This window comes from Pantoea allii (assembly GCF_002307475.1).
Lineage (GTDB): Bacteria > Pseudomonadota > Gammaproteobacteria > Enterobacterales > Enterobacteriaceae > Pantoea > Pantoea allii.
The window spans coordinates 360,233-378,220 of the sequence record NZ_NTMH01000003.1 but is presented as its reverse complement, the minus strand read 5'-3'; the positions used below and the strand labels follow the sequence as shown (position 1 = coordinate 378,220).

The window sequence follows — 17,988 nt, the reverse complement described above, 5'->3', positions numbered from 1 at the left end:
GCGCGCGGAAAACTGACAACCTGAAGCGCAAAAGTGACAACCTTGTTGACGGCTTGTGGCGCTGCGTGCGCAGGCGTTTGCCGAAGCGGAAAGAGAGCGGTAGCATAAGCCGATGTTTCCCAAGGTGGTTTTCCTATGCTGGTTTTTGACGGGCACAACGATCTGTTACTTAATCTGTGGCTGTACCATCGCGATGCGCCCGCAGAGGCATTCTTTGCGGGCGTGCCGAAAGGCCATCTGGATTTTTCTCGTATGCAGCAGGGCGGTTTTGCCGGTGGGCTGTTTGCTCTTTTTGTACCGCCGCAGGACTACCTTGCCCAGGTCGCCCCGGCGCGTGCGGCGCAAGAAGCCTATGAGCCACTGACCATTATGTGGCAGCAACTGGCGATACTGCAGCAAATAGCCGCGCAGTCAGACGGGCGCGCCAGGCTTTGCCACTGCGCCGCAGAGATCGAAGCCTGCCGCGCTGAAGGGGTTCTGGCGCTGGTGGCGCATATTGAAGGCGCTGACGCGCTGGACGCAGACGGCGAAACGCTGAACGCCTTTTATCAGGCTGGCGTCCGCTCCATCGGGCCATTCTGGAACCTGAAAAACCGCTTTGGAGAAGGCGTTAACGGCAGTTTCCCGGGATCGCCGGACACAGGACCAGGGCTGACGGCAGAGGGGGAAAGGCTGATCGGCCAGGCCGCTGCGCTAAACATGATGATTGATGTTTCGCATATGAATGAAAAAGCCTTCTGGGATACGGTCCGCCTGTCTGACGCGCCCCTGGTTGCCAGCCACTCCAACGCCCATGTTCTGTGCCCACAGCCCCGAAACCTGACGGATGACCAGCTCAAGGCTATCCGTGCGAGCGGTGGGGTGGTCGGTATTAATTTTGGCAACGCTTTCCTTCGCGCCGACGGTAAACGTGACAGCGACACCGATCTGGCAGAAATCGTCAAACATTGTGATCACTTGATTAACATAATGGGCGACGATCATGTGGCGTTCGGATCGGACTTTGACGGGATTTCGCCGCCGGAAGCGCTGGGCGACGTGAGCGGTCTGCCGCGATTGCTCGCCGTTTTTCGCGACTCGGGCTATGATCAAAACGTACTGGAGAAATTAACGTGGGGAAACTGGCTGCGGGTTTTGCAACAAACCTGGCTGGGTTAACACGTTTTCTTACGGGCTTTTCATTGATTTCACTGTGCGGTCTGCGAGAAAATAGTGTGACAAGGTTCGCATTTCAATCCCTGTCACACTGCTGTTTTGCAGTAATTTATTTGTCTGTTTATCTATAAGGAAGAAAATTATGTGGAAAAAACCAACGTTTGTTGATCTGCGCCTCGGTCTGGAAGTCACGCTGTACATCTCCAACCGCTAATCATTTGCCCGCCGTTTGCGCGGGCATTTCGTTTCAACACCTGGTCCCTTTCATGTTTATTAAAGTCCTTGGATCTGCTGCAGGCGGTGGATTTCCGCAATGGAACTGCAACTGCCCCAATTGCCAGGGTGTGCGTAACGGCACCCTCCAGGCCACGCCGCGTACTCAGTCCTCGATCATCGTTAGCGATAACGGAGAAGACTGGGTTTTATGCAATGCCTCTCCTGACATCAGCCAGCAGATTTTGCACACGCCAGAACTGGTTAAAAAAAACGTCCTGCGCGGTACAGCCATCGGCGGCATAATTCTTACCGACAGCCAGATTGACCATACTACGGGCCTGCTCAGCCTGCGTGAAGGCTGCCCACATCAGGTGTGGTGTACGCCCGAAGTTCATGACGATCTGACCACCGGTTTCCCGGTCTTTACCATGCTCAAACACTGGAATGGCGGACTGCAGCATCGGCCCATTCGTCCGTTAACGCCGTTTAACGTCGATGTTTGTTCGGATCTTCAGTTCACCGCCATCCCGATTCTCAGTAATGCGCCGCCATACTCGCCATACCGCGATCGTCCGCTACCGGGCCACAACGTGGCGTTGTTTATTGAAAATCGCGCTAATGGTCAGACACTGCTGTATGCGCCAGGCCTTGGTGAGCCGGATGCGGTGCTCCTTCCCTGGCTGGAGCGGGCCGATTGCCTGCTGATTGATGGGACGGTATGGCAGGATGATGAGTTACTGACCGCCGGAGTGGGCAAAAATACCGGAAAAGCGATGGGGCACCTGGCGCTGGCCGACGAGCAGGGGCTGATGGCATTACTCGCCCGGCTGCCGGCAAAACGTAAAATTTTAATTCACATTAACAACACCAATCCTGTTCTTAACGAACAGTCACCTCAGCGGCACTTCCTGTCACAACAGGGAATAGAGGTGAGCCATGATGGGATGACGATACATCTTCAGGACTAAATCATGCTGATTACGGAAACCCTGTCGCCGCAGGCCTTTGAACAGGCGCTGCGCGATAAAGGCGCGTACTACCATATTCATCACCCTTACCATATTGCGATGCATAACGGCCAGGCCACGCCTGAGCAGATTCAGGGCTGGGTGGCGAACCGCTTCTACTATCAGACCAGTATTCCGCTCAAAGATGCGGCGATCATGGCCAACTGCCCGGACCCGGCGACCCGGCGTAAATGGGTACAGCGCATCCTGGATCACGATGGCAGCCAGGGCGACGATGGCGGCATTGAAGCCTGGTTACGCCTGGGCGAAGCGGTGGGCCTGAGCCGGGATGAGCTGGTCTCGGAACAGCATGTCCTGCCGGGCGTGCGGTTTGCGGTTGATGCCTACCTCAACTTTGCGCGCCGCGCTAACTGGCAGGAAGCCGCCTGCAGTTCCCTTACCGAACTCTTTGCTCCCCAGATTCATCAGTCGCGGCTCGACAGCTGGCCTCAGCACTATCCGTGGATCAAAGAAGAGGGCTATTTCTATTTCCGCAGCCGCCTGAGTCAGGCGAACCGCGACGTTGAACACGGCCTGGCGCTGGCGCTGGCATTTTGTGATACCGCTGAAAAACAGAACCGCATGCTAGAGATTCTGCAGTTCAAGCTGGATATTCTGTGGACGATGCTGGATGCCATGACAATGGCTTACGAACTCAAACGCCCGCCTTATCATAGCGTTACGGATAAGGCAGCCTGGCACACAACCCGACTGGTATAACGATGAACGAACACGCAATTGCCGCTTTTCGCCGTGGCTACCGTATGCAATGGGAAGCAGCTCAGGACAGTCACGTCGTGCTCTATCCAGAAGGCATGGCGAAACTCAATGAAACGGCCGCCGCCATTCTGGCGCTGGTGGACGGCAAACAGGATATTGCCGCCATCATTGCCATCCTGGATGCCCGTTTTCCCGAAGCAGGTGGCGTCGGCGAGGATGTTAAAGAATTCCTGCAGTCAGCGTATGAACAAAAGTGGATACAGTTTCGTGACCCAGCATAAACCCGGCGTGAACCCACCGCTCTGGCTGCTGGCAGAACTGACCTACCGCTGCCCGCTCCAGTGCCCGTACTGCTCGAATCCGCTGGATTTTGCCCAGCAGGAAAAAGAGCTGAGCACCGAGCAGTGGATTGAGGTGTTCCGCCAGGCACGTGCCATGGGCAGCGTGCAGCTCGGCTTTTCCGGCGGTGAGCCGCTGACGCGGAAAGACCTGCCCGAACTGATCAAAGCGGCGCGCGATTTAGGTTTTTATACCAACCTCATTACCTCCGGAATCGGCCTGACGGAGAAAAAGCTGGAGGCATTCAGCGACGCCGGGCTGGATCATATTCAGATCAGTTTTCAGGCCAGTGATGAAACCCTGAATGCAGCGCTGGCCGGTTCTAAAAAGGCGTTTCAGCAGAAGCTGGACATGGCGCGCGCGGTCAAAGCCCATGGTTATCCCATGGTGCTGAATTTCGTCTTGCACCGTCACAATATTGACCAGATCGATAAGATCATCGATCTCTGTATCGAGCTGGAAGCCGATGACGTGGAGCTGGCGACCTGTCAGTTTTACGGCTGGGCGCAGTTAAACCGCGAGGGCCTGCTGCCAACCCGTGAGCAGATTGCCCGGGCCGAAGGCATCGTTAACCAGTACCGTGAACGCATGAGCGACAGCGGTAATCTGACCAATCTGCTGTTTGTTACCCCCGATTACTATGAAGAACGTCCCAAGCCGTGCATGGGCGGATGGGGCGCTATCTTCCTGAGCGTCACGCCGGAAGGCACGGCACTCCCGTGCCACAGCGCACGCCAGCTGCCGGTGGCTTTTCCCTCTGTGCTTGAGCAGAGCCTGGAAGATATCTGGTACCACTCGTTTGGCTTTAATCGCTATCGGGGCTTTGACTGGATGCCGGAGCCTTGTCGCTCCTGTGATGAAAAAGAGAAAGATTTTGGCGGCTGTCGCTGCCAGGCCTTTATGCTTACCGGCGATGCAGACAATGCCGATCCGGTGTGCAGTAAATCCCCGCACCACGGTAAAATTCTTGATGCGCGCCGTGAAGCTGACTGTAGCGACATCAAAATCGGCCAGCTACAGTTCCGCAATCGCAGCAACTCTCAGCTGATTTATAAAACGCGGATTCTGTAATGCACACACGTTGCCTGCAACTCAACGGACTGAAGGTGACACTCATCCACCAGCCGGAGGCCAGTCAGTCAGCGGCACTGGTGAGCGTCGCGGCAGGCAGCCATGATGAGCCGGATAGCTGGCCCGGCCTGGCGCATTTGCTTGAGCACCTGCTTTTTACCGGCAGTCAGCGCTGGCCAAATGACGGGCGGTTGATGAGTTGGGTTCAGGCCTGCGGGGGGCAGGTGAATGCCAGTACCCAGGCCCGCCAGAGCGCGTACTTTTTTGAAGTCGCGCCTGAGAATTTTAGCGAAGGCCTGCTGCGCCTGCAGGATATGCTGAGTGCGCCACGATTAACCCTTGAGGCTATACGCCAGGAGATTGGCGTTATTGATGCGGAATACCGGCTGCTGCAGCACCATGCTCCGGCGCGGGCGGAAGCCGCTATCTTCACGCCGGTGACGTTCCCCGCCGTATTTCAGCGCTTCCAGACGGGCAACAGGGCAGCGTTTGGTGACAACGTCACAGAATTGCATGCTGCATTGTGGGCCTTTCATCAGCGTTTTTATCACCCCGAGAATATGACGTTGTGGCTCCAGGGGCCACAGTCTCTGGAAGCGCTCACCGATCTGGCAGAAACCTTTACCGCCGCATTTTCCCCACGTCCATTGCAGCTGCGCAAGCGTGCCAGCATCGCCCCGCAACCGGTTCAGCTGTCCCCCGACCGGAGCCTGGCCTTGCAGCAGGAAGGGCCGTCCGCGCTGTGGCAAAGCTGGTTGTTACCTGCCGGATTTCGTGACAGTGTCACTCTGGTGCGGGAATTTTTACTTGATGAGGCGCCGGGTGGCTTACTGGCCTCGCTCCATGCGCGCAACATCGCGACCGGCCTGCAGGTGAAATGGCTTTATCGATCTGACACGACCGACTGGCTGGCGATAACGGTCGTCAGCGAGCAGCCTGCGCCTGTGATGGCACTCCTGAATGCGTTTCTGCAGGCGTTAAGCCGTACCACCACGGCGCAACGGCAACATTACTGGCAGCTTGCACAGCAACGGCTGGCTGCGCAATCGCCACTGATGCAACTGCAGGCCCGTGCACTGGGCTTTGCGGCCGTGGGTGAATGTCCTGATATCTCTGCCTTATTAAGCGAATTGTCCACCCCTGCCGCGACCACGCTTTTTTGTACCGCCGATACGCAGGCTGAAAAGCGCCTTATACAGGGCTATGAACTCGCGCTGGCAACCTGGCAGGTGCCAGCGCACCGTTGCCCGCCGGTTAGCTGGTCATTTTACCCGCAGCAAAGTCCTTTCCCACTCAGTGATGCGCCCACGGATGTGGCGGTTCTGCCGCACATCGCGCCGGATACGTCGCCGGGTACGCTGGTGCTGCGCCCCGAGCTGTTTACCACGCTGGCGGCGGGCCCGGCATATGACCATGCCTTACGGCCCGTCTTTGCGGTGTTACGCCATTTTGCCGCTAGCGGCGAGTGGCGCGACGTTCAGGGCGTCTGGCAACTCAGGCTGCAGCTGCCGTCAGACAAGACACTGCTCAGCGCGGCGCTGGCGCAGCTTCTGCAACGCCTGAGCCAGCCAGCCAGGGCATCCTCACCACACATACCGGGCATTGCGATACGCGAGCTGCTGCGGCAACTGCCTTACCAACTGGCTACCTCTGTGGAGCCTGCAGGCTGGCGTGCTGTCCTGTTGGGCGGTGATGCTGACCAGCAGCGGATCGTGGCGCAGCAACTCAGTGTGCTTAAGGTGAATTCCCCGACGCGTCCGGCTCCCGCATCGGTTGCCGGTGAAACCTGTATCCCCCAGGCGACGGATGACAGTGCTGTTTTGCTGTTTATTCCCCTGGACGACGGGCAGCAACTGGCAGCGCTTCGTGCTCTGGCGCTGATCTGTGAGCCGCGTTTTTACCAGCGCTATCGCGTTGAGCAGCCGGTAGGTTATGTGGTCAGCTGCCGCTACCATCGCAGTGTGGACACCGATGGCCTTCTTTTTGCCTTACAGTCGCCGGATTGTCCGGCATCAACATTGATTCAGTTCTGTGAAGCCTTCCTGCATGACATGACCCCTGGCGTTGCACAATGTGATATCAACCCGATCAAAACTCAGCTCATGGGGATGAAAGAAGACCCCGAGGTGGCAGCCCTGCGTCAGGCGAACGGCCTGACCAACCTTGAGCCTGAAAAGGTCGCCTCACTGACTCAGGAAGCGGTGCAACAGCTGCATCAACGATTGTTAACCTGCCGACACCGCTGGCGCATTCTCTACACTAAAGGTAAGAATTAAAATAATCACTCAGTGATATTGCTGAATAAATTTGATTGTTTACGCCAAATCTCTTCACTTTTTATTCGCGTGTATATGCCCCAAACTCAGATGGACGCCATAAAATAAGGAATAGAAAGTGAAGAATGTAAAACGTTTAACTCTGCCACTGCTCGCGGCTGCTGCGCTGTATGTCCCTGCTTCTCAGGCAGAAGCCATGCATTATCAACTCGACCCACAGCATACGTCTGTAGTGATGAGCTGGGAGCACTTCGGCTTTTCGCATCCTACCGCTGATATTCCAGATGCTACAGGTTCCCTGGTGTTTGACAGCAGCAAACCTGAGCAGTCGCGTGTCGACGTTACCCTGCCGGTAAGTAAAATTGACAGCCATGTCGCTGCCCTGACCAAAGAATTCAAAGGTGCGGACTATTTCGACGTTGCGAAATACCCCAGCGCCACCTTCCGCAGTACTAAAGTCATCGCCAAAGGCGATAACAAGTTCGATGTAGAAGGGAACCTCACCCTGAAAGGCATTACCAAACCTGTCACACTGCACGCCACGCTGAACAAGCAGGGCGAGCATCCGATGGTGAAGAAGCAGGCCATTGGTTTTGATGCCACCGGCACCATCAAACGTTCAGACTTCAAACTGGACAAGTACGTGCCAGCGGTCAGTGATGACGTGAAACTGACGCTCTCTACCGAAGCGTACGCGAAGTAATTCTGCGTTTGCGTTCTCAGCCCGGCACTCAGGTGCCGGGTTTTTTTTTGCCTGGCCTGGCTACGGGCAACCCGGCAGCGTCTGCATTCAGCGTTGTCAGGCCCTGAACGAGTCGGCGGCGACCGAAACCGGCTCAAAAAGCGCCAGCATTGTCTGAAAAAAAAGCACTTCATCACGTTATTTTCGGCGGCTGAAAAAGCCTGAGCACGTCCCGCGTAAAATTAATCCTCTGCCGTACCTAAAAAAATGAGGCGAAAATCACAAATTTGCATCGTGATTTTATCGACGCCTGCGCGATAAAACGTTGACAGAAAAGCGAGGGGCATCGTCATATTTAACTCGTTGTTTTAAAAGGATAAGCTTACAACCCACCTTTGCGATTAAAATGTGATTTCTTTCACATAAATAAGCCATCCGTACGCGCTGTCAATACATCACCTAAATAAATTCCTCTCATTTTTGTGATCTTAATTGCAAATATCAGTCTGTTATCCCGAAACAATAGCGTCAGACGCATTAAGCCAGAAGGAAGTCAGGATGAGAATCGGAATGGTAATTAGCGGCGGCGACGTAACCGGCATTAATAATTTCATTTTCCAGGTGGGCAGAATGACCCAGGCGGAAATGGTGTTATTTAATGGCGGCATTCCTGGACTGCTGGATAATGTCTGTCAGGAAAAATCGCAGCGTGATTTACTGGATTTTTCCATCACGTCCATTCCGGTAATGCAGTCGGGCAGAACTGCGCGAAAATTAATTCGCAGCGAATATGAAACCATTGCCCGGCAGTTAAAAACATTACGCATTGATGTATTAATTCTGGCTGGCGGTGACGGGTCGCTGCAATTTCTGCACACGCTGAGTGAATTTGGCGTCAACTGTTTTGGCATCGGAATGACCATTGATAACGATGTCTACGGCAGTGATTACACCGTGGGTTTTTCCACCGCCTGTGAGCAGGTTTTAAAAGAGGTGGCAAAGCTGAGAAACACCGGTCGGGCCTTAACCGGACGTGTGTTTATGGTGGAACTGCTCGGCGGTTATTGTGGTGAGCTGACGCTACAGTCCGCCATAAAATCCAATGCCGATTTTGCGCTGATCCCGGAGTGCCAGATTCCCACTGGCGTGCTGGCAGAACGCATCACTCAGCGGCTCAGCGAACAGAACAGCGTGGTAATCCTCTGTTCAGAAGGTTACACACGAGAATATTCACCGGGATTTCAGGGCGCGATTGATACATTAATCAAGCAACTTGAACCGTTGATCGGCGTGCGTATTCGCAAAACGATCGTCGGCTATGGGCTGCGTAATGGCGACCCCACCTGTGAGGAGATTTATCAGGGCACCATTATGGCAAGTGAAGTCGTCCGTTGTATTCAATCCGGGATGCGTAATAAAGCCGTCATTATTAATGGCAGCAATAAGCCTATTCCGATTGACTTAATAAGCATGAAAAAACGCCTGGTCGATACAGAAGGGCACCATTATAAACTCGCTAAACAACTGCATATATTGTGAGGAGAAAACATGCTGAAAATTTTATGTGTCTGTGGTTGCGGTCTGGGATCAAGTTTCGCTATCGAAATGAGTGCGAAATCAGTTTTAAAAAAACTGGAGATTGAAGCCGATATCGATCACACCACGATTTCAGAAGCTAACGCATTTAAATCCGACATGATTTTAACGCAAAAAGCCTTTGCGGATGTCTTAAATGCCGACGCCACACCAGAGCAAATTAAACGCGTAATTATATTAAATAAACTCACCGATAAAGCTGAAATTGAGCAAAAGATCGTGGCTTTCTTAAAAGAACGTAATGTGAAGGTTGCTAATCATGAATAGTGTAATCAATTTTCTGGTTAAAGACTTATTGGGGCAGGCGTCTATTCTGATCGCGTTTATTGCGCTAATCGGACTGGTCCTGCAAAAAAAATCGGCCGGGAAGGTCGTGGAAGGGACCTTTAAAACCCTTCTGGGCTTCTTGATCATGATGGCGGGCATCAACATTATTGTGGGTGCGCTTACCTTCCTTAACAGCATTTTTACCCACGGTTTCGGCATGCAGGGCTACATCACCGACGTGGCCGCGATTGCCGGGCTGGCAAACCGTGAGCTGGGCTCGGAAGTGGCCATGACGCTACTGGTGATCTTTATCGTCAATATCATCATTGCGCGCCTGACACCGTTCAAATACATCTTCCTCACCGGCCAGGCGCTGTTGTGGATGGCAACCATCGGGGCCGTGATCGGCTACAAAGCTGGTCTGACCGGATTACCGTTAATTCTGACCGGCGGTATTTTCGGCGGCATCATGGCGGTGGTGATGCCGGCACTGGCCCAGCCGGTGGTGCGTCGTATCACGGACTCGGATGACGTCGCGCTCGGCCACTTCTGCACTATCGGTTATCTGCTCACGGCGGCGGTGGCGAAAGTCGTCGGCCGAGGCTCACGCTCAACGGAAGATTTAAAACTCCCCGATAACTTTAAGTTTTTGCAGGACACCTATCTGTCGATGGCGGTGGTCATGGTGCCGATGTACCTGATTCCCGCTGTGGCGGCAGGTCCAGCCTTTATCGCCCAGTACAGCAGTGGTACCAACTACCTGATGTATGCCTTTATGCAGTCTATCCAGTTTGTGGCGGGCGTCTTTGTTTTATACAGCGGCGTGAGACTGCTGCTGAATGAACTGGTCCCGGCCTTCCGCGGCATTGCGATGCGACTGGTGCCGGATGCCAAACCTGCACTCGACTGCCCGGTCATGTTCCCTTATGCGCCTAACGCGGTCATCGTCGGCTTTCTTGCGACCACGCTCGGCTCTGTTGTGGGCATGCTGGTCTTCCCAATGTTTGGTCTGGCGATGATTCTGCCCGGCTTGCTGACCAACTTTTTTGCCGGCGGTACAGCAGGCGTATTTGGTAACGCACTGGGTGGACGGCGCGGGGCAATGATTGGTGGATTCGTCCACGGATTATTTATTACCTTCCTGCCCGCCATTCTGGTACCGATGCTGGAAAGCTACGGCTTCACCGGCGTGACCTTCAGTGATTCCGACGTGATCAGTACCGGTCTGGTTCTGGGACATGCTTTCCAGCATAACTGGCTGTTTGTCGCCGTATTCGTTGCTTTTGTTACCGCCATCGCCTGGTTTGTTAACGGAAAATCCACTAAGCCCCGTGAGGAAAACGTGCATGAAACTTTATAACTTTACCGAATTGCTGAAAATTGCCAAAGAACGCGAATTTAAAGCGGTAGGGTCGTTTAATTTACACTGTCTTGAGATGTTGCCGGCCTTTTTTAAAGCGGCAGAAAATACGCACAGTCCACTGATGATTCAAATATCAACCGGGACCGCGAAATATCTGGGACACGAATTATTGGTTGATGCCATTAAGTCATTATCCAAAAGTAAAAATATTCCGACCTGTCTGCATCTGGATCACTGTTCCGATTTAGACGCGATTCAGACGGCAATTAATGCCGGATTCAGTTCAGTAATGTATGACGGTTCACATTTATCGCTGGAAGAGAATATCGCGAATACCCGCAGGGTGATTGATATGGCCCGTCCCGTGAATGTTTCCGTCGAGGCTGAGCTGGGCGCGATCGGCGGTTCTGAAGACGGAAAATGTGTGGAAATGAGCGATATCGTATTTACCACGGTCGAGGATGCGAAACGCTTTGTGGATGAAACCGGCGTGGACATGCTGGCCATCTCCATCGGTACCGTTCACGGCCTTTACACCGGTAAAGCCCACATCCAGCATCAACGCCTGGCGGAGATCACGGCTGCCACGGGAACGCCGCTGGTCCTGCACGGCGGAACCGGGGTCAGTGACGAGGACATGCGCCTGGCCGTGGGCAGCGGTATCGAAAAAGTTAACGTAGGTACGGAAATGAATGTGCAGTGGGTTGCCCAGTGCAAAGCGACGTTTGAGAAAGGCAAAGTCAATGACAGCGTGCGTAATTTCCTTGTGCCTGCCAATAATGCCGTCACCAATGTATTAGTTGAGAAAATGCAGCTGTTCCGTTAAGCACTTTTATTATCCCGACGTGAATAAACCTGAGGTGCCCTGGCGCTTTTCGGGGCAGGAGACGCTATGTTTGGATTCATGAAAAAGAAAGGGGGAAATAATGCCCCAGATGATGCAGAACGGGATCGTCAGGCAGAAAGTGTCAGTGAAAAAATAACGGCGCTGGAAGCGAAACTGGCGATTAATTCAGGCGATATTGAAACGCAGAAACAATTAATGCTGGAATATAATCGTGCATTATCCCTGTTTGCGAAAAGCCGCCGTTACCGGGATGACATTGATCCTCTTTTTGTGAAAATTGATGAATTACGTAATCTGGTGCGTAAATCAGTTTAAGGAGCAGTAATGACCATTAAACAGTTATTACAGGAAGCCAATGCTGTTCAGGTAGGCATTGCCGCCAGGGACTGGCGGCAGGTGATTGCCATGGCGGCAAAACCGCTGGTGGAGGGCGGTTATGTTCATGCCTCTTATCCTCAGGCGGTCATTGATAATACGCTGACGCATGGTGCCTATTACGTGTTTGAAGAAGGTATCGCTATTCCCCATGCCCGCCCGGAAACGGGTGTTATCCGTGACTGCTTCAGCATGGTATTGCTGGCGGAACCCATCTCGTTTGAGGGAAGCGATAAGGCGGATATTGTGATCATGTTTGGTGCCCGCGACAGTAATGCGCACATAGAAGAGGGCATTCGTGCCATTGTCAGTATGCTTGAGGATGAAGAGACGCTGGTAAAATTACGGCGTGCCAGCAGCGTTGCGGAAGTAATGGAGATCCTATGACCAGTGAGACTGACATAAAGCGCGTGGTGTTAGTTAACGGGATTCCTGCCTCCGGGAAAAGCACGCTGGCCCGCACGTTGTCACAGCGTTTTTCCTTGCCGGTGTTAACGCTGGACAGCCTGAAGGAGCCGTTTATGTCCAGCTTTGCGCCGGTCGATCGCCAGCGCAACCGACAGCTGGGCTGTGCGGCTTATCAGGCTATCTGGAATATCATCGGCCAGTCGCCCAGCGACTGCGTATTCCTGATTGATGCCTGGTTTGGCTTTCAGCCTAAAACGGTCCTGGAGCAGGGATTACAGCGGGCTGGCGTGAATGACGTGCTGGAGGTATGGATGCAGATCTCACCGGATGCCGCCGTAGCACGCTACCAGGCGCGGCTGACGCAACGCATGCCGGGTCATCCCGGTGCTGAGTACCTTCCTGAGTTGCGTCGTCTGGCTGAGGAAGCGCAGCCGATGGGACTGGGGCCGCTGTTAAAGGTCAATGCCAGTGCTATCGACGAGCACGCCGTGATCCAGTGGCTGGCTCAGTCTCTGGGCCGGGCAGGCTATACTGCTTCTGATGAGGATAATACCGAGGAGAAGCAGCATGCCACAGCCGCCTTATCTGCAAACGGGCGAGAGCGTCGTGCTTTATGATGGCGTTTGCAAACTCTGTACAGGCTGGGTGAGTTTCCTGCTGCGCCATCGACTGGCGCAGCAGGTCCGTTTTGCTGCAGTGCAAAGTGAGCAGGGCAAAGCGCTGCTGAAGTGGGCGGGGTTGCCGGAGGACAATATCAATACCATCGTCTATATCCGTGGCGATCGGCACTGGCTGCGGGCACAGGCGGTGCTGCGTGTTATGCAGCAGCTACCGATGCCGTGGCGGGCGCTGAGTGTGCTGCGCTGGTTTCCCCCGCGCATCAGTAATTGTTTTTACGACTGTATTGCGCTAAACCGCTACAGGTGGTTTGGCCGCCACCCGGCTCAACAGGCTATTCAGGCAGATTATCCGGGCCGCTTTCTGCCGCCACATCCCTAACTGCAACGCGGTTGCAGTAAAAAACACCACGAATGTGAATTAAAACCCTCATTTTCCTTCAGGTTTACTAATATTTTACAGGCAGGTTTACCGCGCGATGGAAACGTAATGCGCTGTGCCTGAGCGGTATTATTATTGAAAATGGAGATGAAAATGCGCAATACCTCTGGACGATCGGCCGTTGCCGTGACGCTTTATGCTCTTCTGGAACCCGTGCCGCTTGGCTTTTTTGTGGCAGCCTGGTTGTTCGACATCATCTATATGAAGACCTATATCATTCTCTGGTCAATCAGTGCCAGCTGGCTGATTGCCATCGGCCTGGTGATGGCCATCCTGCCCCGAGTAATTAGTCTGGTTTATATGTTTCGCGGCAGTACCGCACCCGAGAAAACCCATTTCTGGCTCTCCCTGGTTGCCGTTCTTCTGGCTATCGCCAATGCCTTTATTCACAGCCGTGATGCTTATGCCGTGGTGCCGACGGCGGCTGTGCTGTCGACGCTGGTCGTGATACTGCTGCTGCTGGCGAATGTGCAACTTGCACTGCGTCAACGTACTGCTTAAGGAGAAGCCATAATGAAAATGCCGCAACATTCCCTTATTGCGCTGACGATGATGGCCCTGCTGACGGGTTGTGATACCGGTGCGACAATCGATCCGCAAAAGCAAACGGGTGCCAATCCCGAATTACCCGAAGCCAAAAACTTTATGGTGCCGCCAATGCAGGTGCCTAAAGGCGTGCCGTGGAAGAACGGTGAAAAACCCACGGTGGCGCAGGGCCTGAAGATTGAGAAGATTGCTGACCATCTTCAGCATCCGCGTCAGGTTTATGTGCTGCCCAATAACGATATTCTGATTGCCGAATCCAACGGCATGCCCAAACCCACGACCAAACCCAAAGAGTTAATCACCGGTCTGGTGAAAAATGCCTCGGGGAAAGGTGGTAAGGGCGGCAACCGCATTACCCTGCTGCGTAACGTTAACGGAAAATGGGAACAGCACCGCTTTATTGACAACCTGAGCGCCCCGTTTGGTATGCAGCTGGTGGGTAACACCTTGTATGTCGCCAACGCAGACAGCCTGGTGAAATTCCCTTATACCGAAGGACAAACCGAAATTCGGACCGCTCCGCAACGGGTCACCGAGTTACCTGGCGGCCCGATCAACCACCACTGGACCAAAGCGCTACTCGCCAGTCCGGACGGCAGTAAACTCTATGTTGGCGTGGGTTCCAACAGCAACATTACCGAGAACGGCATCGGCGCAGAATATCGCCGCGCCGCCATTCTGGAAGTGGATGCCGCCAGCGGTGCCAGTCGTATCTACGCCAGCGGTTTGCGAAATCCCACCGGTCTTGGCTGGGAACCCCAGACGAAGCAGCTGTGGGCGGTGATTAACGAGCGTGACGAAATTGGTTCGGACCTCGTGCCTGATTACCTGACCTCCGTGAAAGAGAACGGCTTCTATGGCTGGCCCTACAGCTATTTTGGTCAACATGTGGATGTACGGGCACAGCCGCAGCGTCCAGACCTGGTCGAAAAAGCGATCAAGCCTGACTATGCACTAAGCTCGCATGTCGCCCCGTTGGGATTGCTGTTCTATGGCGCGGAGAATATGCCACAGTATCGCGGCGGCGCATTTATCAGCGAGCACGGTAGCTGGAACCGTAAACCGCTTAACGGCTACAAAGTGGTTTGGGTGAAGTTCGAGAATGGAAAACCGGTGGGGCAACCGCAAACCGTGGTATCGGGCTTTTTAACCGAAGATGAAAAAGAGGTGCGCGGCTTACCGGTCGGCCTGGCCAGTGACAAACAGGGCGGTTTAATCATCGCAGATGATGCGGGTGATTCCATCTGGCGCGTCAGTTCGGCAAACTAAGCGGTAAACAGCAGGCATAAAAAAAGGATTTGGCGTGATGCCAAATCCTTTTTTCTTGTGTTCGTTGCCCGGCGGGTAACCGGATGGCGAACGAGGTGCTCAGCACTCTCCACAAACAGATTGTAAAGAGTGCCGCCGCAGACTTCAAGTTTAGCCAAAATGCTGTATATTTATACAGGTGTTGAGTGTTGGGCATCGCCTCATGGTTAACTGACTGCTTCCAGGGGAGCACGGTTACATAAATCCCGGCAGGTAACAGGTGGTGCTGACCTGTGGCTTAAACCATGAGTGCCGCTCAGCCCTCTCCACAAAGATGTGCTCAGGCACCCGGCGGGTAAGGGTAAAGCCCCGGCTGCTGAACAGCGCGCTCCTGTTGTGGGAGAAGGAAAGTGATGGAACTGACAAAGCTGATTCTGGAGATTATCCGGATCATCTTGCAGATCATCGTTGCCCTTATGCAACTGACCGGTCATGCAAACTAACCGGAACTTTGACCAAGGCGGAGCTAACCACTCCGCCTTTTTCGTTGTCAATTGCCTGTCATCTTTCCCGGCTACAGTGGCGCGGCAATCAGGCGCCCGAAAGGCACGACTTATCCAGACATCAGACCAGATCCGGGAGTTTTTCATGTCACTTGCCGCAGTCAAACCCGCCAGGCTTCAGCAGACCGAAATTGACACCAGCGTACGTATGCGTGAAACCGAGGTTGGGGCGCAGTGTGAAATTTTGGCGCACAGTTACCTTGAGTACAGCGCCATTGGCGATTTCTCTTACGTCGGCGAGCACTGCTGCATAGCCGATACCGAAATAGGCCGCTTCACCGCCATCGCCAATCAGGTGCGTATTGGCGCGCCCAACCATCCTATGGATCGGGCATCACAACACCGCTTTACCTATTGCCCAGAGTATTATGATGCTGACGCGACGCGCGACCACGGTTTTTTCACGGCGCGCCGTGAGGACCGGGTAGTGATTGGCAACGACGTCTGGATAGGCCATGGCGTGATTGTGCTGCCGGGCGTGACGGTAGGCGATGGGGCGGTCCTGGCGGCGGGTGCGGTGGTGACGAAAGACGTTGCGCCTTATACCGTGGTCGGCGGTGTGCCAGCAAAACCGATTCGCGTTCGCTTTCATCCGGCCATTGCAAGCCGGTTACAGCACATTGCATGGTGGAACTGGCCGCTGGAAAAAATCATGGCAAACCTGGCCGATTTTCAGTCAGACGACATTGAGCAGTTTTGTGCCAGACATGGCTGAGAACGTCAGAAAAGCCAATAAACGGTGGCGAACGCCACCGTTTGGCGTGCGGGTTAGCGCTTAGCGCGCGCTTCCTGCACCTTGCTGGCGATACGGTCGCCGATGGTTTGATCGATATTGCGCCAGTAGGCAAAGGCACGTGAAAGCACCGGTTCTTCAACGCCGTTCAGCAGATGCCCGCTGACATTATTCACCAGCCTGTCGCGCGCGGCGTCATCCATCACCTTGTTGATTAAGGTATTTGCCTGGCCGACGTCGTCATCGTCCCGACGCAAAGTGTAAGGAGCACGCACCATATCACCGCTGGCAGACCAGACAGAGTCGGTCGGATAACGATCGCCATCGGCGGCGGGGCCACCTTTGCTGTTAGGGGCATAAACCGGATCGGACACCGGGTTCATGCGCATCGCGCCATCTTTGCTGTAGCTGTTCACCGGCGACTGCGGGGCATTAACCGGAATCTGCTTATAGTTCACCCCAAGTCGTGCGCGGTGGGCGTCGGCATAGGCAAACACGCGACCGAGAAGCATCTTGTCCGGGCTGAGTCCAATGCCAGGCACCAGATTATTGGGCTCGAAAGCGGCCTGTTCAATCTGCGCATGGTTATCGGTCGGGTTCCGGTTGAGCGTCAGCTTGCCGACTTTGATTAGCGGATAATCACTGTGCGGCCAGACCTTGGTCAAATCGAAAGGGTTGTAACGATAGTGGTCAGCGTCGGCAAACGGCATGATCTGCATATACAGCGTCCAGCTCGGGAAATGGCCGTTTTTGATAGACATGAACAGGTCACGCGTGTGGTAATCGCCATCTTCCCCTGCCAGCTTGTCGGCTTCTTCCTGCGTCAGGTTTTCAATGCCCTGATCGGTATGGAAGTGGTATTTCACCCAGAACTTCTCACCCTGGTCATTCACCCACATATAGGTGTGGCTGGAATAACCATTCATATGACGCCAGTTTTTAGGGATACCGCGATCGCCCATCAGCCAGGTGACCTGGTGTGAGGATTCGGGTGACAGGGTCCAGAAATCCCACTGCATGTCGTTGTCACGCAGATTGTTATCGGCGCGGCGCTTTTGCGAGCGGATAAAATGCTGGAACTTCATGGGATCGCGAATAAAGAACACCGGTGTATTGTTGCCCACCATGTCGTAATTGCCTTCGCTGGTATAAAACTTAATGGAAAATCCACGTGGATCGCGCCAGGTATCCGGACTGCCGCGCTCGCCAGCCACCGTTGAAAAACGCATCACGACGTCGGTTTTCGTGCCCGGCTGAAAGACTTTGGCTTTGGTGTAGCGACTCACATCTTCAGTCACCTCAAAAAAGCCAAACGCGCCGCTTCCTTTCGCATGGGGTTGCCGCTCAGGAATGCGCTCGCGGTTGAAGTTGGCCATTTGTTCAATCAGGTAGTGGTCGTGAAGCACCAGCGGACCGTCGGGACCGACGGAAAGCGAGTGTTCATCGCTAGCGACGGGGATACCAGCGTCTGTTGTGGTGGGTTTACGCTCATCATGACTCATTGAAATTGTCTCCAT

At 54.1% G+C, this 17,988-nt stretch carries 20 protein-coding genes; 19 read left to right on the top strand and 1 reads right to left on the bottom strand.

Features of this window, described 5'->3' with window-relative positions; all coding sequences use genetic code 11:
- Window positions 1-135 precede the first annotated feature (135 nt).
- The 19 genes from CMR03_RS02610 to CMR03_RS02515 all read left to right on the top strand — a co-directional run bounded on the left by CMR03_RS02610 (window position 136) and on the right by CMR03_RS02515 (window position 16,453).
- Window positions 136-1,158, top strand: a complete 1,023-nt coding sequence (locus tag CMR03_RS02610) for a dipeptidase (RefSeq protein ID WP_096010669.1) — start codon at window positions 136-138, stop codon at window positions 1,156-1,158.
- Window positions 1,159-1,297: 139 nt separating this feature from the next.
- On the top strand, window positions 1,298-1,369 hold the full coding sequence (gene pqqA, locus CMR03_RS02605) for a pyrroloquinoline quinone precursor peptide PqqA (protein WP_009090272.1): 72 nt from the start codon (window positions 1,298-1,300) through the stop codon (window positions 1,367-1,369).
- Between the two features lie 52 nt (window positions 1,370-1,421).
- Window positions 1,422-2,339, top strand: a complete 918-nt coding sequence (gene pqqB / locus CMR03_RS02600) for a pyrroloquinoline quinone biosynthesis protein PqqB (RefSeq protein ID WP_096010668.1) — start codon at window positions 1,422-1,424, stop codon at window positions 2,337-2,339.
- A gap of 3 nt (window positions 2,340-2,342) precedes the next feature.
- The gene (gene pqqC, locus CMR03_RS02595) at window positions 2,343-3,098 is read left to right on the top strand and encodes a pyrroloquinoline-quinone synthase PqqC (protein WP_096010667.1); all 756 of its coding nucleotides are present in this window, start codon (window positions 2,343-2,345) and stop codon (window positions 3,096-3,098) included.
- A gap of 2 nt (window positions 3,099-3,100) precedes the next feature.
- Complete coding sequence (pqqD, locus tag CMR03_RS02590) at window positions 3,101-3,379, top strand: pyrroloquinoline quinone biosynthesis peptide chaperone PqqD (RefSeq protein WP_063879542.1); 279 nt, start codon at window positions 3,101-3,103, stop codon at window positions 3,377-3,379.
- A complete protein-coding gene (gene pqqE, locus CMR03_RS02585) occupies window positions 3,366-4,508 on the top strand; it encodes a pyrroloquinoline quinone biosynthesis protein PqqE (RefSeq protein WP_096010666.1) in 1,143 nt (380 codons plus the stop codon). The genes pqqD and pqqE overlap by 14 nt, the downstream gene beginning before the upstream one ends.
- Window positions 4,508-6,784 carry a pyrroloquinoline quinone biosynthesis protein PqqF gene (gene pqqF, locus CMR03_RS02580; protein WP_096010665.1) on the top strand — a complete coding sequence of 759 codons (2,277 nt, stop codon included), beginning with the start codon at window positions 4,508-4,510 and terminating at the stop codon, window positions 6,782-6,784. The genes pqqE and pqqF overlap by 1 nt, the downstream gene beginning before the upstream one ends.
- Window positions 6,785-6,902: 118 nt before the next feature.
- Window positions 6,903-7,487: a YceI family protein gene (locus tag CMR03_RS02575; RefSeq protein ID WP_063879545.1), complete on the top strand. Its 585-nt coding sequence runs from the start codon at window positions 6,903-6,905 to the stop codon at window positions 7,485-7,487.
- Window positions 7,488-8,024: 537 nt separating this feature from the next.
- Window positions 8,025-9,005, top strand: a complete 981-nt coding sequence (locus CMR03_RS02570; RefSeq protein ID WP_096010664.1) for a 6-phosphofructokinase — start codon at window positions 8,025-8,027, stop codon at window positions 9,003-9,005.
- A gap of 9 nt (window positions 9,006-9,014) precedes the next feature.
- Window positions 9,015-9,329 (top strand): PTS sugar transporter subunit IIB, encoded by a 315-nt coding sequence (locus CMR03_RS02565; protein ID WP_063879547.1) that lies wholly within the window; start codon window positions 9,015-9,017, stop codon window positions 9,327-9,329.
- On the top strand, window positions 9,322-10,689 hold the full coding sequence (locus CMR03_RS02560; protein WP_063879548.1) for a PTS sugar transporter subunit IIC: 1,368 nt from the start codon (window positions 9,322-9,324) through the stop codon (window positions 10,687-10,689). Before CMR03_RS02565 ends, CMR03_RS02560 begins: the two co-directional genes overlap by 8 nt.
- Window positions 10,676-11,518, top strand: coding sequence for a class II fructose-bisphosphate aldolase (locus tag CMR03_RS02555; RefSeq protein WP_096010663.1), 843 nt, complete (start codon window positions 10,676-10,678; stop codon window positions 11,516-11,518). The genes CMR03_RS02560 and CMR03_RS02555 overlap by 14 nt, the downstream gene beginning before the upstream one ends.
- 66 nt (window positions 11,519-11,584) lie before the next feature.
- On the top strand, window positions 11,585-11,854 hold the full coding sequence (locus tag CMR03_RS02550; protein ID WP_063879550.1) for a hypothetical protein: 270 nt from the start codon (window positions 11,585-11,587) through the stop codon (window positions 11,852-11,854).
- Between the two features lie 9 nt (window positions 11,855-11,863).
- Entirely contained in the window at window positions 11,864-12,301 is a 438-nt protein-coding gene (locus CMR03_RS02545) for a PTS sugar transporter subunit IIA (RefSeq protein ID WP_063879551.1), read from the top strand.
- On the top strand, window positions 12,298-12,939 hold the full coding sequence (locus tag CMR03_RS02540) for a P-loop nucleotide/nucleoside kinase family protein (protein ID WP_096010662.1): 642 nt from the start codon (window positions 12,298-12,300) through the stop codon (window positions 12,937-12,939). The genes CMR03_RS02545 and CMR03_RS02540 overlap by 4 nt, the downstream gene beginning before the upstream one ends.
- Complete coding sequence (locus CMR03_RS02535; RefSeq protein WP_096010661.1) at window positions 12,890-13,321, top strand: thiol-disulfide oxidoreductase DCC family protein; 432 nt, start codon at window positions 12,890-12,892, stop codon at window positions 13,319-13,321. The genes CMR03_RS02540 and CMR03_RS02535 overlap by 50 nt, the downstream gene beginning before the upstream one ends.
- Before the next feature lie 153 nt (window positions 13,322-13,474).
- Window positions 13,475-13,882 (top strand): DUF2231 domain-containing protein, encoded by a 408-nt coding sequence (locus tag CMR03_RS02530; RefSeq protein ID WP_063879554.1) that lies wholly within the window; start codon window positions 13,475-13,477, stop codon window positions 13,880-13,882.
- Window positions 13,883-13,894: 12 nt separating this feature from the next.
- Window positions 13,895-15,196 carry a PQQ-dependent sugar dehydrogenase gene (locus CMR03_RS02525; RefSeq protein ID WP_096010660.1) on the top strand — a complete coding sequence of 434 codons (1,302 nt, stop codon included), beginning with the start codon at window positions 13,895-13,897 and terminating at the stop codon, window positions 15,194-15,196.
- A 627-nt stretch (window positions 15,197-15,823) separates the two neighbouring features.
- Window positions 15,824-16,453 carry a DapH/DapD/GlmU-related protein gene (locus tag CMR03_RS02515; protein WP_096010659.1) on the top strand — a complete coding sequence of 210 codons (630 nt, stop codon included), beginning with the start codon at window positions 15,824-15,826 and terminating at the stop codon, window positions 16,451-16,453.
- Window positions 16,454-16,506: 53 nt separating this feature from the next.
- On the opposite strand, the gene CMR03_RS02510 is transcribed toward CMR03_RS02515, so the two are convergent.
- Window positions 16,507-17,973, bottom strand: a complete 1,467-nt coding sequence (locus tag CMR03_RS02510) for a catalase (protein ID WP_063879557.1) — start codon at window positions 17,971-17,973, stop codon at window positions 16,507-16,509.
- Window positions 17,974-17,988 lie beyond the last annotated feature (15 nt).

Excerpts from the sequence above, each read along its gene's own strand:
- CMR03_RS02550 (WP_063879550.1), top strand. The coding sequence starts at position 11,585 with ATGTTTGGATTCATGAAAAAGAAAGGGGGAAATAATGCCCCAGATGAT.
- CMR03_RS02610 (WP_096010669.1), top strand. The coding sequence starts at position 136 with ATGCTGGTTTTTGACGGGCACAACGATCTGTTACTTAATCTGTGGCTG.
- CMR03_RS02540 (WP_096010662.1), top strand. The coding sequence starts at position 12,298 with ATGACCAGTGAGACTGACATAAAGCGCGTGGTGTTAGTTAACGGGATT.
- CMR03_RS02525 (WP_096010660.1), top strand. The coding sequence starts at position 13,895 with ATGAAAATGCCGCAACATTCCCTTATTGCGCTGACGATGATGGCCCTG.
- CMR03_RS02535 (WP_096010661.1), top strand. The coding sequence starts at position 12,890 with ATGCCACAGCCGCCTTATCTGCAAACGGGCGAGAGCGTCGTGCTTTAT.
- CMR03_RS02555 (WP_096010663.1), top strand. The coding sequence starts at position 10,676 with ATGAAACTTTATAACTTTACCGAATTGCTGAAAATTGCCAAAGAACGC.
- CMR03_RS02570 (WP_096010664.1), top strand. The coding sequence starts at position 8,025 with ATGAGAATCGGAATGGTAATTAGCGGCGGCGACGTAACCGGCATTAAT.
- pqqC (WP_096010667.1), top strand. The coding sequence starts at position 2,343 with ATGCTGATTACGGAAACCCTGTCGCCGCAGGCCTTTGAACAGGCGCTG.
- CMR03_RS02530 (WP_063879554.1), top strand. The coding sequence starts at position 13,475 with ATGCGCAATACCTCTGGACGATCGGCCGTTGCCGTGACGCTTTATGCT.
- CMR03_RS02560 (WP_063879548.1), top strand. The coding sequence starts at position 9,322 with ATGAATAGTGTAATCAATTTTCTGGTTAAAGACTTATTGGGGCAGGCG.
- pqqD (WP_063879542.1), top strand. The coding sequence starts at position 3,101 with ATGAACGAACACGCAATTGCCGCTTTTCGCCGTGGCTACCGTATGCAA.
- pqqB (WP_096010668.1), top strand. The coding sequence starts at position 1,422 with ATGTTTATTAAAGTCCTTGGATCTGCTGCAGGCGGTGGATTTCCGCAA.
- pqqF (WP_096010665.1), top strand. The coding sequence starts at position 4,508 with ATGCACACACGTTGCCTGCAACTCAACGGACTGAAGGTGACACTCATC.
- CMR03_RS02545 (WP_063879551.1), top strand. The coding sequence starts at position 11,864 with ATGACCATTAAACAGTTATTACAGGAAGCCAATGCTGTTCAGGTAGGC.
- CMR03_RS02510 (WP_063879557.1), bottom strand. The coding sequence starts at position 17,973 with ATGAGTCATGATGAGCGTAAACCCACCACAACAGACGCTGGTATCCCC.
- CMR03_RS02515 (WP_096010659.1), top strand. The coding sequence starts at position 15,824 with ATGTCACTTGCCGCAGTCAAACCCGCCAGGCTTCAGCAGACCGAAATT.
- CMR03_RS02565 (WP_063879547.1), top strand. The coding sequence starts at position 9,015 with ATGCTGAAAATTTTATGTGTCTGTGGTTGCGGTCTGGGATCAAGTTTC.